Raw genomic sequence first — 13,870 nt, forward strand, 5'->3', positions numbered from 1 at the left:
CATGGCTTTTAATAAAACTGAGAGAAGACTCCGGATCAAGCGCCACATCCGCACGAAAGTGTCGGGTACCGCTGAGCGCCCCCGCCTGTCGGTGTTCCGCAGCAACAAGGGCATCTACGCCCAGATCATCGACGACACCGCCGGCCGCACGCTGGTAGCCGCTTCGTCGAAGAACGTAACGGCTGGCGACTCGCCGGTAGCTACCGCTTCGGCAGTAGGCAAAGAGCTGGCCTCGCGTGCGACGGCCGCCGGTATCACGACGGTTGTATTCGACCGTTCGGGCTACCTCTACCACGGTCGCGTTAAATCATTGGCAGAAGGTGCCCGCGAAGGCGGCCTGAATTTCTAAGCAGCTATGCGCGAGCAAAATAAACCCACGGCGAAGACCACCGAGTCGGACCTGAAGGAAAAAGTAGTTGCCATCAACCGCGTAGCGAAGGTGGTAAAAGGTGGTCGTCGCTTCAGCTTCTCGGCCATCGTAGTAGTAGGTGACGGCGCTGGCACCGTAGGTTACGGCCTGGGCAAAGCCAACGAAGTAACCGACGCCATTGCCAAAGCCATTGACGATGCCAAGAAAAACTTGGTGAAGGTGCCGCTGTACAAGCACACCGTTCCCCACGTGATGGAAGGCAAGTACTCGGGTGGCTTCGTGCTGGTGCAGCCGGCCGCTGCCGGTACCGGCGTAATTGCTGGTGGTGCTATGCGTGCCGTGTTCGAAAGCGCCGGCATCAAGGACGTACTGGCCAAGTCGAAAGGTTCGTCGAACCCCCACAACGTGGTGAAGGCTACCTTCGACGCCCTGAACAAGATGCGCGACCCGATGCAGATTGCACAGCAGCGCGGCATCTCCCTCGCCAAAGTATTTAACGGCTAAGCGACGATGGCACTGATCCAAATCAAACAAGTGCGCAGCGTAATTGACCGCCCCGAGCGTCAGAAGCGCACGATGAAGGCCCTGGGCCTGACCAAAATCGGCGCTGTCCGCGAGGTGGAAAACACCGCGGCCATTGCCGGCATGGTAGCCAAAGTTGGCCACCTGATCGAAGTAACCGAACTGTAGACCTCAGCTCATCATGAATCTCAGCAATCTTAAGCCCGCTGAAGGCTCGGTACGCAACAACAAGCGTCTGGGTCGTGGTGAAGGCTCGACCCGCGGCGGTACGTCGACGCGCGGCCATAAAGGCCAGAAGTCGCGTTCGGGTTACTCCAAGAAAATCGGCTTTGAAGGTGGCCAGATGCCCCTGCAGCGCCGCGTGCCGAAGTTCGGCTTCAAAAACATCAACCGTGTGGAGTACAAGGGTATCAACCTGGACGTACTGCAGGCCCTGAACGAGAAATCGGCAACGGGTACGATGGATGTGGCCTACTTCATCCAGCACGGTCTGGTGTCGAAAAACGCCAAGATCAAGGTTCTCGGCCGTGGCGAACTGACCGCCGCAGTAGAAGTACACGCCCATGCTTTCTCGCAATCGGCTATCGAAGCCATTGAGAAGGCGGGTGGCAAAGCAGTGACCCTGTAGTCAAAGCACGCCGGCGATGAACAAGTTTATCACGACGATTAAGAACATTTTTGCGATTGAGGATCTGCGTACGCGGATTCTCAATACGCTTTTTTTCATCGCCATTTACCGGCTGGGTTCTTACGTTGTGCTGCCGGGCGTCGATCCGTCTCGTCTCGACACCAAGTCGGGCGGGATTTTCGGCATCCTCGACACCTTGCTCGGCGGCGCGTTTAGCCACGCTTCCATCTTCGCGCTGGGCATCATGCCCTACATCTCGGCCTCTATCGTACTGCAACTGCTGACCATCGCAGTGCCGTACTTCCAGAAGCTGCAGAAAGAAGGGGAGTCGGGACGTAAGAAGATCAACCAGTACACCCGTCTGCTCACCATTCCTATTGTAATGGCGCAGTCGGTGGGCTTCATCGCCACGATTAACCAGGACGCCTTGGTTTCGCCGGGGGTATTCTTCACCGTCTCGACGATGATTATTCTCACGGCCGGCACGCTGTTCTGCATGTGGCTGGGCGAGAAAATCACCGACAAGGGCATCGGTAACGGTATCTCGATGATCATTATGATCGGTATCGTCTCGCGTTTTCCCGGCGCTATCATCGGGGAAGCCGCGGCGAAAGGGATGCGCGGTTCGCTGATCTTCCTGATCGAGCTGGCGGTGTTGTTCTTCGTGGTTATGGGCGTTATCATCCTGACGCAGGCCGTACGCCAGATTCCGGTGCAGTACGCCAAGCAAGTGGGCGGCGTAAGCCAGTTGAACGCCCAGCGTCAGTTTATCCCGCTGAAGGTGAATGCGGCCGGCGTTATGCCGATCATTTTCGCCCAGTCGCTGATGTTCGTGCCGGCCATTGCGGCTTCGGCGTGGAAGGACAGCGACACGGCTAACTTCATCGGCCAGAAGTTTTCGGACTACACCTCGTGGCAATACAACCTAGTGTTTGCGGTACTGATCATTCTGTTCACGTACTTCTACACCGCCATCAGCGTGAATCCGAAGCAGATTGCCGATGATCTGAAGCGTAGCGGTGGTTTCGTACCGGGCGTGAAGCCAGGTGATGCTACCTCGGAGTACATCGACGAGGTGCTGACCCACATCACGCTGCCCGGGGCCATTGCTCTGGCGCTGATTGCAATCTTTCCGGCCATTGCGTTGTTGTTTGGGGTCACTCGCCCGTTCTCGGCCTTCTACGGCGGCACGTCGCTCATCATCATGGTGGGCGTGGTACTTGATACCATGAACCAGATTGAAAGCTATCTGCTCATGCGCCACTACGATGGGATGATGAAAACGGGCAAGCTGAAAGGTCGGACGCAAAACATTGCGCTGGCCTCCTAAGCCATGATCCTCTACAAGACCGAAGAAGAAATTGAATTGATCCGAGCCAGCGCTGATGTGCTGGCTCGTGCCCATGGGGAAGTTGCTGGTATGATCCGGGAAGGAATTACCACTGGTGAGCTGGACAAGCGCGCCGAGGAATTCATTCGGGACCACGGCGGCGTTCCTTCCTTCAAGGGCTACAACGGGTTCAAATACAGCCTGTGCATTTCGCCCAATGCGGTGGTAGTGCACGGGTTTCCCGGCAACCATGTATTGAAAAGCGGCGACATCGTTTCGGTAGACGCGGGCGTGAAGCTCAACGGCTACCATAGCGACAGCGCCTATACCTACCCGGTAGGGGAGGTGAAACCGGAAGTGTTAGCCTTGCTCGAAGCCACCAAGCAATCCTTGTACGAGGGCATCGAGCAGGCTGTAGCTGGCAACCGCATGGGTGACGTCGGCTACGCCATCCAGAACTACGTGGAAAAACGTGGATACTCGGTGGTTCGGGAACTTGTTGGGCACGGCATCGGTAAGAGCCTGCACGAGAAGCCCGAGGTACCGAACTACGGCAAACGTGGCTCGGGCCTGAAACTGCAGAGCGGCTTGGTCATGGCCATCGAACCGATGGTGAACCTGGGTACGAAAGCAGTAGTGCAGGAACAGGATGGCTGGACCATCCGAACCAAAGACCGGCAACCCTCGGCGCATTTCGAGCACACCGTGGTGGTTCGCCAGAATAAAGCGGAGATATTAACCTCTTTCGCCCACATAGAAAAAGCGTTACAGCAGACCTCGCAGCCTTATGGCCAAACAGTCATCGATTGAGCAGGACGGAACCATCCTGGAAGCCCTGTCTAATGCCATGTTCCGGGTGGAACTGGAAAACGGGCACCAGCTGATTGCGCACATCTCCGGAAAGATGCGCATGCACTACATCAAGATTCTGCCCGGCGATAAGGTGAAGCTCGAAATGTCGCCCTACGATTTGTCGAAGGGGCGGATCGTTTACCGTTACAAATAACCCCCGGCCATGAAAGTCAAAGCCTCGGTCAAAAAACGCAGCGTCGACTGCAAAGTGATTCGCCGTAAAGGGAAGCTTTACGTGATCAACAAGAAAAACCCCCGCTACAAGCAGCGTCAGGGTTAATCAACAAGCAATAGGAAGAACATGGCACGTATTGCAGGGGTAGACATCCCGGACAAAAAGCGCGGCGAAATCGCCCTCACCTACATCTTCGGCATCGGTCGTTCGTCGGCCGCCGCTATCCTGACCAAAGCAGGTGTTGACCTGAACAAGAAGGTTAGCGAGTGGACGGAAGCCGAGTCGGGTGAAATCCGTAGCATCATTGCTTCGGAGTACAAGACTGAGGGTGTACTGCGCTCGGAAGTTCAGCTCAACATCAAGCGTTTGATGGACATCGGTTGCTACCGTGGCCTCCGTCACCGCAAAGGGCTGCCGGTTCGGGGTCAGCGTACCAAGAACAACTCGCGCACCCGCAAAGGCAAACGGAAGACCGTTGCCGGTAAGAAGAAGGCTACGAAATAAATCATAGCGGGAATCGGCGGCGGGCCTTCATGACTTTCCAACTGCCGCCAACACCTCTCGCTCGTTTTCTGCGAAAACCAAATGGCACAAAAGAGAAAAGACAAAGCCAAGAAGCGCGTCGTCCAGGTGGAAGCCACCGGTCAGGTGCACATCAAGGCTTCGTTCAACAACATCATCATCTCGGTCACCAACAACAATGGCCAGGTGATTTCGTGGGCTTCGGCCGGCAAAATGGGCTTCCGTGGTTCCAAAAAGAACACGCCCTACGCCGCCCAAACCGCAGCCCAAGATTGCGGCAAAGTAGCTTACGACCTGGGCATGCGCAAGTGCGAAGTGTTCGTGAAAGGTCCGGGCGCTGGCCGCGAGTCGGCTATCCGTGCGTTCCAAAATATGGGCATTGAGGTGCAGACCATCCGCGACGTGACGCCGCTGCCGCACAACGGCTGCCGTCCCCCCAAACGTCGCCGCGTCTGAGTAACGGCAGACGCGTGGCCGCTACCGCCCCGTGAGGGAGCTATGGTGGCCAGGCAGTTTTCTTTTCTTCCCAGAAAAATCACCTCTCTAGAATGGCACGTTATACCGGCCCCAAAACCAAGATTGCCCGTCGCTTCGGGGAAGCCATTTTCGGCCCGAGCAAGGCACTCACCAAGAAAGCATATCCTCCGGGCCAGCACGGCCGCGGCCGCCGCAAGAAGCAGTCGGAATACGCCGTGCAGCTGATGGAGAAGCAAAAAGTGAAGTACCTCTACGGGGTACTGGAAAAGCAGTTCGCTAACCTCTTCGACAAAGCCGCCCGCGTACCCGGTATCACCGGCGAAAACCTGCTGGCTTTCCTGGAGACGCGTCTGGACAACGTGGTGTACCGTCTGGGCATTGCCCCGACGCGCCGCGCTGCCCGTCAGCTGGTTTCGCACAAGCACATCACGGTGAACGGCGAGGTGGTGAACATCCCCTCGTACCACGTGAAGCCCGGCACTATCGTAGCCGTGCGCGAAAAGTCGAAGTCGCTGGAAGCCATCGTGAACAGCCTGTCGGTGCGCAACGCCCGTCAGTTCGGCTGGCTCGAATGGGACGGCAAGGAGCTGGCCGGCAAGGTCATCTCGACGCCGCAGCGCGACCAGATTCCCGAGAAAATCGAGGAGCAGCTGATCGTCGAACTGTATTCGAAGTAAGCCTGATAGCAGAGCCGGCCGCTGCCTGGAATTCTATTCCGGCAGCGGCCGGCTCCTGCATTGGTTTCTTCCTTCCTTCAACATCCCTTACATCCGCATCTATGTCAATTCTCGCTTTTCAAATGCCGGAGAAGGTCGTAATGGAGAAATCCGACGACTTCTACGGAACGTTTGAGTTTAAACCGCTGGAGAAGGGTTACGGCGTGACGATCGGCAACGCGCTGCGGCGCATCCTGCTGTCGTCGCTCGAGGGGTACGCAATTACCTCGGTCCGCACGAGCAACGTGCTGCACGAGTTCCAGACCATCGAAGGCGTTATCGAGGACATGTCGGAAATCATCCTGAACCTGAAGCAAGTTCGGTTCAAGAAGATCAACGACGTTATCGAAGACAAAATCACGGTGCGCATCAGCGGCCAGGAGTCCTTCACGGCCGGCGACATCAACAAGTTCACCAACGGCTTCCAGGTGCTGAACCCGGACCTGGTGATTTGCAACATCGACCCGAGCACCTCGCTGGAGTTCGAATTCACGGTTCAGAAGGGCCGTGGCTACGTGCCCGCCGAGGAAAACAAGCCGGCTGACCAAGTTTTCGGTCAGATTGCCATCGACGCTATCTTCACGCCCATCAAGAACGTGAAGTACAGCATCGAGAACACCCGCGTGGAGCAGAAGACCGACTACGAGCGGTTGCTGTTGGAAATTCACACGGACGGCTCGATCCACCCCGAGGATGCGCTGAAAGGCGCCGCCAACATCCTGATCCAACACTTCATGTTGTTCTCGGACAACACGATGACCTTCGAAACGGCCAAGGCCGAAGAGGAGACCAGCGTGGACGAAGAGACGCTGCACATGCGCAAGGTCCTCAAGACCCCGCTGCAGGACATGGACCTGTCGGTTCGCGCCTACAACTGCCTCAAAGCCGCCGACATCAAGACCCTCGGCGACCTGGTGCAGCTGGACCTGGCCGACATGATGAAGTTCCGCAACTTCGGTAAGAAGTCGCTGACCGAGCTGGAAAACCTCGTCGAGGAAAAAGGCCTGCACTTCGGCATGGACGTGGCCAAGTTCCGTCTGGAAGAAGACTAGTATCTTTGAAGAATGAGTGAGCTGAAACCCTCGGCTCATTCATTCTTTTTTCTTTTTCACACTTCCCGGTGTGCCCCACGGGGCGACGGTTCTAATGAGGTTTCGGCCCGCCGTGGTCGTCGTCCGCAAGCACACCACTAACTTTTCTTGACCAATGCGTCACGGTAAAAAAGACAACCACCTGGGCCGGACCACCGCCCACCGCAGCGCCATGCTGTCGAACCTCGCCATCTCGCTGATCCTGCACAAGCGGATTACGACGACGACGGCCAAGGCCAAGGAACTGCGTAAGTACGTAGAGCCGATTCTGACCCGCTCGAAGGACGACACGACGCACTCGCGCCGCATCGTATTTGCTGAGCTGCAGAACAAAGAAGCCATCAAGGAGCTGTACGGCGAAGTAGCTGGCAAAATTGCCGGCCGTCCGGGCGGTTACACCCGCATCATCAAGCTGAGCGCCGGCCGTGCCGGTGACAACGCTGATATGTGCGTAATCGAGCTGGTGGACTACAACGACACCCTGCTGGAAGCCAAATCGGCTGGTGAAGCCAAGGCTACGACCCGTCGTTCGCGCCGCGGTGGTGCCAAGAAGGAAGGCGCTGCCACCACGGCCGCTCCCGCTGCTTCGACCACGCAGGTAGAAACGTCGGCTCCGGCTGACACGGCTACCGAAACGCTGAAAGAAGGCGAAACCCGCGAAGACAAGACCGAAGAGTCGGCTTCGTAATTCGCCGCGCTGACGCGCTGAGAATTGAAAGGGACGGTTCCTGCGGGAGTCGTCCCTTTTTTTTGCGCCTCTGGTTCGTCTCACCCACCGGCTTCCTCTCTGAAAAGGAGAGGAGGAATATGATGTATCAGGCATCAGCACGCGAGATGCCTCGGCTGCGCTCGGCATGACGTTCTTGGTTGCCGGCCTCCAGTAAACAAGCAGGCGCAGCGGTAGAGGTGTCTGGCTACGCCGACCTTCGGGTCGACTGCGCTCAGCCGGGCGTCCTTTCATCAGCGCAATCGGTTGATTTGGCGGGCGGCGTAGGCGAATCCCCGGCACTTGTGTTTCTTTGCGGCGGGCCCGTGTGGGCGGGCCTTGCTGACTGATTCCCCATGGGCTGGTCAGGCCCGCAATTCACTTTTTCATTCTCCGATTATGAGCATCATCGCCGCCATCAACGCCCGGCAAATTTTTGACTCGCGCGGTAACCCGACCGTGGAAGTAGACGTGACCACCGACAACGGCGTGGTGGGCCGCGCCGCCGTGCCTTCGGGTGCCTCGACCGGGAAGCACGAAGCCGTGGAGCTGCGCGACGACGACAAGTCGAAGTACATGGGCAAGGGCGTGCTGACGGCCGTGGACAACGTCAACAGCAAGATTGCCGAAGAGCTGGTAGGCTTCTCGGTGTTCGAGCAGGCGCTGCTGGACCGCATCATGCTGGAACTGGACGGTACGCCGAACAAGGCTAACCTGGGCGCCAACGCCATCCTCGGCGTTTCGCTGGCTGCTGCTCGGGCGGCGGCGCAGGAAGCGGGCATGCCGCTGTACCGCTACGTGGGCGGCGTGGGCGCCAACACGCTGCCGGTGCCGATGATGAACATCCTGAACGGCGGCTCGCACGCCGACAACTCGATTGACTTCCAGGAGTTCATGATTATGCCGGTGGGCGCCAAGAGCTTCTCGGAAGCTATGCGCTGGGGCTCGGAAATCTTCCACCACCTGAAGGCGGTGCTGAAAAAGAAGGGCCTGAGCACCAACGTGGGCGACGAAGGTGGTTTCGCGCCGAACATTGAGTCGAACGAGGCGGCCATCGAAGTGGTGCTGCAGGCCATCGAAACGGCCGGTTACAAGCCGGGCGACGACGTGATGATTGCGCTGGACGCGGCCGCTTCGGAGTTCTACTCCGATGGGCACTACCACTTCAAGAAGAGCTCGGGCGACAAGCTGACCTCTTCGGAAATGGCCAACTACTGGGCCGAGTGGACCCGCAAATACCCCATCATCAGCATCGAGGACGGCCTGGACGAGGACGACTGGAGCGGCTGGAAGCAGCTGACCGACGCCGTGGGCGACAAAGTGCAGCTGGTGGGCGACGACCTGTTCGTGACCAACGTGAAGCGCCTGCAGGAAGGCATCGACAAGGGCGTGGCCAACGCCATTCTGATCAAGGTGAACCAGATCGGCTCGTTGTCGGAAACCATTGACGCGGTGAACCTGGGCCGCCGCTTCAAGTACAAGAGCATCATGTCGCACCGCTCGGGTGAGACGGAGGACAGCACCATCGCCGACCTGGCCGTGGCGCTGAACACCGGCCAGATCAAGACTGGCTCGATGTCGCGCTCGGACCGGATGGCCAAGTACAACCAGCTGCTCCGCATCGAGGAGGAGCTGGGCGAAGTGGCGTACTTCCCCGGCAAGAACATGTAAGGACGGCGCAGGTCGGCCCGGTGGGCCGATTCGGGTCGTGAAAAAGCCGCCGTTCGGAAGAACGGCGGCTTTTTTTGTTGGGGTGGGTTTAGCGGTGGGCTGCCCGGGCAGCGCAAGCCGGCCGAAGCGGCAAATAATCAGTGGAAGCAGCGGCGCAAAGTTTGCGCAGCGCCTATCTTTGGGTATGCGTTTTTCTGACGTGCTGGGGCGCGTACCGCGGTTGCTGCGCAACTTTTATCTGCTCACCGGGCTGGCGTTCCTGGTGTGGATGCTGCTGTTCGACTCGAACGACCTGCTGAAGCAGTACGAAATGCTGGATAAATACCGGGAACTGCAGGAGCAGAAGCAGTACTATACCGGCAAAATTGAGGAGGTAAAGCAGGACCGGGCCGAGCTGTTGAGCAGCCCGGAAATGCTGGAAAAGTTTGCCCGCGAGAAATACGTGATGAAGCGCCCGGGGGAGGACGTGTTCCTGCTGGTGCCGGAGGAGAAGGAATAGGCCGGCAGTGGCGAAGCTGATTATCAGCTTTTTCGGTCACGGACAAAGCTGATTCGGAAGAATAGGCAGCTCAACAGTGCACTATGCGTTGAGCCGGGGAGGTTATTGCAATATTTTGTGGGCAGGCTAAAACTTTGATTGTCTTTTAGCCTTAACTTTCGGGGTTCATTCTAACCAACAAATATTTTTTGGGTATGGAGAAGCCTTACTTTTCGAGGTACGGTAACAAAATCCGGCTGCTGACATGGCTGGTAATGAGCTGGCTGGGCCTGCAACAGGCTGCCGCTCAAACGTACACTATGCCGGTAAGCGGCAACAACACCATCACCACCTGCGCGGGTACTCTGTATGACAACGGCGGGGCCAGCGGCCCCTACGTCGGCAGCGCAGGCGCCCTGACCATTATGCCGGCCACCACCGGCAGCAAGGTGCAGCTCACCTTCACGTCGGCGTCGATTGACTACTACGACTACCTGACCATCTACGACGGCACCAGCACGTCGGCGCCGATTATCGGGACGTACTACGGTACCACCAACATCGGGACGGTGTACGGGACCTCGACCAGCGGCGCCATCACGCTGCGCTTGAGCGGCACCAACTACTACGGCTACGCTGGTTTTGCGGCCAACATTGCCTGCGTGACCAGCGTGCCGCAGCCCGATCTGGCCGTGCAGGGCGCCTCGGCCTTCCCGCTGTCGGCGGTGGCAGGCAGCTACCTCTCGCTGAGCTGCAGCATCTACAACCTCTCGGGCACCACGGCCACGAGCAGCAACGTGGGCTACTACCTCTCGACGGACAACACGCTGAGCTCCTCCGACCAGCTGCTGGGCTACTCCACCGGCTACTCGCTGGCCGTGGGCGGCTCCTCGACGCGCAGCAGCTCGGTGCAGGTGCCGACGACGACGACCCCCGGCTCGTACTACCTGCTGTTTGCGGGCGACTACGACAACCTCGTCAACGAAAGCAACGAGCAGAACAACGTGGCCAGCGTGTCGTTTACCGTCAGCGCCCCGAGCTACGACCTGGTGATTCAGACGCCGAGCGCGACGCCGACCTCGGTGGCGCAGGGCGGCACCCTTTCGCTGTCGTGCTACATCAGCAACGTGGGCAACGCCACGACGACCTCCAGCAGCGTGGGCTACTACCTCTCCAGCAACACCACGCTCGATGCCTCGGACGTGCTGCTGACCTCGACGTACGGCGGCGCCCTGGCGCCCTCGTCGTTTGGCACCAGCCGCTACGGCTACACCAACATTCCGACCACCACGCCGACGGGCAGCTACTACGTGCTGTTCGTGGCCGACTACCAGGGGCTGGTGTCGGAAACCAATGAAACCAACAACGTGGCCTCGGTGGCCATTACCGTGTCGCCGCCCGGCGTCGACCTGGCCATTCAGCAGGCCCAGCTGGGCAACACCTCCGTGCTGGCTGGTTCCGCCATCTACGCGTCGGCCTACCTCTACAACCTGGGCAACACCAACGCCGGCGCCCACCGCGTGGGCTACTACCTCTCCAGCAACACCACGCTCGATGCCTCGGACGTGCTGCTGCAGAGCGGCAGCGTGAACAGCCTGACGGCCGGCCAGTACTACTCGCTGTACCCGACGCTGACCATTCCGGCCTCGACCACGACGGGCAGCTACTACGTGCTGTTTGTGGCCGATGACCAGGGCCAGGTGACGGAAACCAACGAAACCAACAACGTGGCCTCGGTGGCCCTGACGGTGACGCAGCCCAACGTGGACCTGCAGATCCAGCAGGCGACGCTGACGCCCACCACGACCTCGGCCGGCAGCAGCGTGTACGCCACCTGCAGCATCTACAACGCGGGCACTACCTTTGCCGCCTCCTCCAACGTGGGCTACTACCTCTCGAGCAACACCACGCTGGACGCCGCCGATACCTACCTGAACTACGCCTACGGCAGCACCCTGTCGGGCGGCTTCAGCTCGTCGCGGGCCATGTCGCTGACCATCCCGACCAACACGGCTACCGGCAGCTACTACGTGCTGTTCGTGGCCGACTACCAGGGCCAGGTAACGGAAACCAACGAAACCAACAACGTGGCTTCGGTGGCCCTGACGGTGACGGCCCCGAGCGTGGACCTGCAGATTCAGCAGGCAGCGCTGACGCCTTCGACGACTTCGGCCGGGGGGAGCATCTACGCCGGCTGCAACATCTACAACGCGGGTACCACCCAGGCGCTGTACAGCAACGTGGGCTACTACCTCTCGAGCAACACCACGCTGGACGCCGCCGATACCTACCTGAACTACTCGTACGGCAGCACCCTGTCGGGCGGCTTCAGCTCGTCGCGCTCGGCTTCGCTCTACATCCCGACCAACACGGCCGCCGGCAGCTACTACGTGCTGTTCGTGGCCGACTACCAGGGCCAGGTAACGGAAACCAACGAAACCAACAACGTGGCTTCGGTGGCCCTGACGGTGGTGCCGCCCAGCCCGGACCTGACGGTCAGCAGCTTCTACCCGGGGGCGTATAACATGAACTCGGGCACCAGCACCAGCGTGTCGGGCTACGTGTACAACCAGGGGCAGGCCACGGCCACTTCGAGCAACGCCGGCTTCTACCTCTCCACCGACGCTACCTTCAGCTCCGGCGACGTACTGCTGACCTCCAGCACCGGCGGCGCGCTGAGCGCCGGCCTGTCCAGCTACCGTTCGGGCACCATCACCATTCCGGCCGCCACCACCACCGGCAGCTACTACCTGCTGTTCGTGGCCGATAACCTGAACCAGGTGACGGAAAGCAACGAAACCAACAACGTTGCCTACTACTCCATCTACGTGACCAACGTGACGCCCATCAACGGCACGCTGGTGCCCTACTCGGGTTCGGCCAGCATCACCAGCTGCAACACCAACATCTACGACAACGGCGGCAACGGCAACTACGCCGATAACTCGGAGGGCACGCTGACCATCAACCCCGGCACGACCGGCAGCAAAGTGCGCCTCACCTTCAGCTCGTTCGCCCTCGAAACCTGCTGCGACTACGTCTCGATTTACGACGGCACCAGCACCAGCTCCCCGCTGATTGGCACCTACGTGTACAGCCCCGGGGTCGTGACGGCTTCGAGCACCAACACCAGCGGCGCCCTGACCGTGCGCTTCCACTCCGACGGCAGCGCCACGTACTCCGGTTTTGAAGCCGCCGTATCGTGCGTATCGACGGTGCCGGCCGACCTGACCCTGACCCAGGTGGCGGCCACGCCCACGAGCGTAATGGCGGGTGGCACCACCACCGTGAGCCTGAGCGTGAACAACGTCGGTGCCGGGGCAGCCGCCTCGACGCCGGTGGCCTACTACCTCTCGGCCGACAACACGCTGGATGCCGCCGACCGCCTGCTGGCCAACGTGACCGGCGCTGGCCTGAACGCCAGCACCAGCGTGACGCGCAGCAACGTGGTGACGATTCCGGCCGCCACCACGGCCGGCAGCTACTTCCTGATCTGCGCCGCCGACATCAACAACGTGGTAACCGAGAGCAACGAGAACAACAACGTGGCCACGGGCGTCGCCATCACCGTGACGGCCGTTACCGCCGACCTCGCGGTCAGCGCGCCGACGCTGACGCCGACCACCGTTATGGCCGGCAACAACGTGACGGCTACCTGCTTCCACGAGAATAGCGGCATGGTAAGCGCCGGCGCCCACACGCTCGGCTTCTACCTCTCCACCGACGCCAGCTTCAGCGCCAACGACGTGCTGCTGCACAGCATCAGCATCTCCTCGATGCCGGCGGGCAGCGGCCTGACGCGCGTAGGCACCTTCGCCATTCCGGCCGCCACGGCCGCCGGCACCTACTACGTGCTGTACGTGGCCGACTCGCAGGGCCAGATTACCGAAGGCAACGAAACCAACAACGTCGCCAGCCGGGCCCTGACGGTGACCATCAACACGGCCGCGCGCGAGCAGTCGGCCGGCTTTGCCATCACCGTGCACCCCAACCCCACCACCACGGGCCAGCCCTTCCTGGTGGAGTTTGCCGGCAACGGCACGGCCCCGGCGGCCAGCCTGGCCCTCTACAACAGCCTGGGCCAGCTGGTAAGCGAGCAGCGGACCACGCTGCGCGGTAATGCGGCCCCGGTGAGCATTTCGACGACGGGCCTGGCCCGCGGCGTATACACCCTGCGCATCACCGGCGAAAAGCTGAACGCGACGCGTCAGGTTATCGTCGACTAGCGGCAGGCAGACTATCCGCTGGTATCGGCGGCATCGGTCGTGGGTTTTCGGACCCGTGGCCGGTGCCGCCGATTTGCGTTGGCGGCACTCCGCAACTTATGAGGCC

General features: G+C 59.9%; 16 protein-coding genes. All 16 read left to right on the forward strand.

What is annotated here, in order from left to right; translation table 11 throughout:
* Window position 1 precedes the first annotated feature (1 nt).
* Entirely contained in the window at window positions 2–349 is a 348-nt protein-coding gene (gene rplR, locus DLM85_RS11245; protein WP_078013183.1) for a 50S ribosomal protein L18, read from the forward strand.
* A gap of 6 nt (window positions 350–355) precedes the next feature.
* On the forward strand, window positions 356–874 hold the full coding sequence (gene rpsE, locus DLM85_RS11250) for a 30S ribosomal protein S5 (RefSeq protein ID WP_078013182.1): 519 nt from the start codon (window positions 356–358) through the stop codon (window positions 872–874).
* A gap of 6 nt (window positions 875–880) precedes the next feature.
* Window positions 881–1,060, forward strand: a complete 180-nt coding sequence (rpmD, locus tag DLM85_RS11255) for a 50S ribosomal protein L30 (RefSeq protein WP_111478207.1) — start codon at window positions 881–883, stop codon at window positions 1,058–1,060.
* Window positions 1,061–1,073: 13 nt separating this feature from the next.
* Window positions 1,074–1,520, forward strand: a complete 447-nt coding sequence (gene rplO / locus DLM85_RS11260) for a 50S ribosomal protein L15 (RefSeq protein ID WP_111478208.1) — start codon at window positions 1,074–1,076, stop codon at window positions 1,518–1,520.
* A gap of 16 nt (window positions 1,521–1,536) precedes the next feature.
* A complete protein-coding gene (gene secY / locus DLM85_RS11265) occupies window positions 1,537–2,850 on the forward strand; it encodes a preprotein translocase subunit SecY (protein WP_111478209.1) in 1,314 nt (437 codons plus the stop codon).
* Between the two features lie 3 nt (window positions 2,851–2,853).
* Complete coding sequence (gene map, locus DLM85_RS11270) at window positions 2,854–3,660, forward strand: type I methionyl aminopeptidase (RefSeq protein ID WP_111478210.1); 807 nt, start codon at window positions 2,854–2,856, stop codon at window positions 3,658–3,660.
* Window positions 3,638–3,856 (forward strand): translation initiation factor IF-1, encoded by a 219-nt coding sequence (infA, locus tag DLM85_RS11275; protein ID WP_078013177.1) that lies wholly within the window; start codon window positions 3,638–3,640, stop codon window positions 3,854–3,856. Before map ends, infA begins: the two co-directional genes overlap by 23 nt.
* Window positions 3,857–3,865: 9 nt before the next feature.
* Window positions 3,866–3,982: a 50S ribosomal protein L36 gene (gene rpmJ, locus DLM85_RS11280; protein ID WP_071890035.1), complete on the forward strand. Its 117-nt coding sequence runs from the start codon at window positions 3,866–3,868 to the stop codon at window positions 3,980–3,982.
* A gap of 21 nt (window positions 3,983–4,003) precedes the next feature.
* Window positions 4,004–4,381, forward strand: a complete 378-nt coding sequence (gene rpsM, locus DLM85_RS11285; protein ID WP_059072190.1) for a 30S ribosomal protein S13 — start codon at window positions 4,004–4,006, stop codon at window positions 4,379–4,381.
* 81 nt (window positions 4,382–4,462) lie between these two features.
* Window positions 4,463–4,855 (forward strand): 30S ribosomal protein S11, encoded by a 393-nt coding sequence (gene rpsK / locus DLM85_RS11290; protein ID WP_078013176.1) that lies wholly within the window; start codon window positions 4,463–4,465, stop codon window positions 4,853–4,855.
* Between the two features lie 92 nt (window positions 4,856–4,947).
* Window positions 4,948–5,553, forward strand: coding sequence for a 30S ribosomal protein S4 (rpsD, locus tag DLM85_RS11295; RefSeq protein WP_111478211.1), 606 nt, complete (start codon window positions 4,948–4,950; stop codon window positions 5,551–5,553).
* A 101-nt stretch (window positions 5,554–5,654) separates the two neighbouring features.
* The gene (locus DLM85_RS11300) at window positions 5,655–6,644 is read left to right on the forward strand and encodes a DNA-directed RNA polymerase subunit alpha (protein ID WP_111478212.1); all 990 of its coding nucleotides are present in this window, start codon (window positions 5,655–5,657) and stop codon (window positions 6,642–6,644) included.
* A gap of 154 nt (window positions 6,645–6,798) precedes the next feature.
* The gene (gene rplQ, locus DLM85_RS11305) at window positions 6,799–7,371 is read left to right on the forward strand and encodes a 50S ribosomal protein L17 (RefSeq protein WP_111478213.1); all 573 of its coding nucleotides are present in this window, start codon (window positions 6,799–6,801) and stop codon (window positions 7,369–7,371) included.
* 417 nt (window positions 7,372–7,788) lie between these two features.
* Window positions 7,789–9,060 carry a phosphopyruvate hydratase gene (eno, locus tag DLM85_RS11310; RefSeq protein WP_111478214.1) on the forward strand — a complete coding sequence of 424 codons (1,272 nt, stop codon included), beginning with the start codon at window positions 7,789–7,791 and terminating at the stop codon, window positions 9,058–9,060.
* A gap of 184 nt (window positions 9,061–9,244) precedes the next feature.
* The gene (locus DLM85_RS11315) at window positions 9,245–9,559 is read left to right on the forward strand and encodes an FtsB family cell division protein (protein WP_111478215.1); all 315 of its coding nucleotides are present in this window, start codon (window positions 9,245–9,247) and stop codon (window positions 9,557–9,559) included.
* 194 nt (window positions 9,560–9,753) lie between these two features.
* Window positions 9,754–13,764 (forward strand): CARDB domain-containing protein, encoded by a 4,011-nt coding sequence (locus DLM85_RS11320; RefSeq protein WP_111478216.1) that lies wholly within the window; start codon window positions 9,754–9,756, stop codon window positions 13,762–13,764.
* Window positions 13,765–13,870: the final 106 nt, after the last annotated feature.

The organism is Hymenobacter edaphi (assembly GCF_003258365.1).
Lineage (GTDB): Bacteria > Bacteroidota > Bacteroidia > Cytophagales > Hymenobacteraceae > Solirubrum > Solirubrum edaphi.

Excerpts from the sequence above, each read along its gene's own strand:
- rplR (WP_078013183.1), top strand. The coding sequence starts at position 2 with ATGGCTTTTAATAAAACTGAGAGAAGACTCCGGATCAAGCGCCACATC.
- rpsE (WP_078013182.1), top strand. The coding sequence starts at position 356 with ATGCGCGAGCAAAATAAACCCACGGCGAAGACCACCGAGTCGGACCTG.
- rpmD (WP_111478207.1), top strand. The coding sequence starts at position 881 with ATGGCACTGATCCAAATCAAACAAGTGCGCAGCGTAATTGACCGCCCC.
- rplO (WP_111478208.1), top strand. The coding sequence starts at position 1,074 with ATGAATCTCAGCAATCTTAAGCCCGCTGAAGGCTCGGTACGCAACAAC.
- secY (WP_111478209.1), top strand. The coding sequence starts at position 1,537 with ATGAACAAGTTTATCACGACGATTAAGAACATTTTTGCGATTGAGGAT.
- map (WP_111478210.1), top strand. The coding sequence starts at position 2,854 with ATGATCCTCTACAAGACCGAAGAAGAAATTGAATTGATCCGAGCCAGC.
- infA (WP_078013177.1), top strand. The coding sequence starts at position 3,638 with ATGGCCAAACAGTCATCGATTGAGCAGGACGGAACCATCCTGGAAGCC.
- rpmJ (WP_071890035.1), top strand. The coding sequence starts at position 3,866 with ATGAAAGTCAAAGCCTCGGTCAAAAAACGCAGCGTCGACTGCAAAGTG.
- rpsM (WP_059072190.1), top strand. The coding sequence starts at position 4,004 with ATGGCACGTATTGCAGGGGTAGACATCCCGGACAAAAAGCGCGGCGAA.
- rpsK (WP_078013176.1), top strand. The coding sequence starts at position 4,463 with ATGGCACAAAAGAGAAAAGACAAAGCCAAGAAGCGCGTCGTCCAGGTG.
- rpsD (WP_111478211.1), top strand. The coding sequence starts at position 4,948 with ATGGCACGTTATACCGGCCCCAAAACCAAGATTGCCCGTCGCTTCGGG.
- DLM85_RS11300 (WP_111478212.1), top strand. The coding sequence starts at position 5,655 with ATGTCAATTCTCGCTTTTCAAATGCCGGAGAAGGTCGTAATGGAGAAA.
- rplQ (WP_111478213.1), top strand. The coding sequence starts at position 6,799 with ATGCGTCACGGTAAAAAAGACAACCACCTGGGCCGGACCACCGCCCAC.
- eno (WP_111478214.1), top strand. The coding sequence starts at position 7,789 with ATGAGCATCATCGCCGCCATCAACGCCCGGCAAATTTTTGACTCGCGC.
- DLM85_RS11315 (WP_111478215.1), top strand. The coding sequence starts at position 9,245 with ATGCGTTTTTCTGACGTGCTGGGGCGCGTACCGCGGTTGCTGCGCAAC.
- DLM85_RS11320 (WP_111478216.1), top strand. The coding sequence starts at position 9,754 with ATGGAGAAGCCTTACTTTTCGAGGTACGGTAACAAAATCCGGCTGCTG.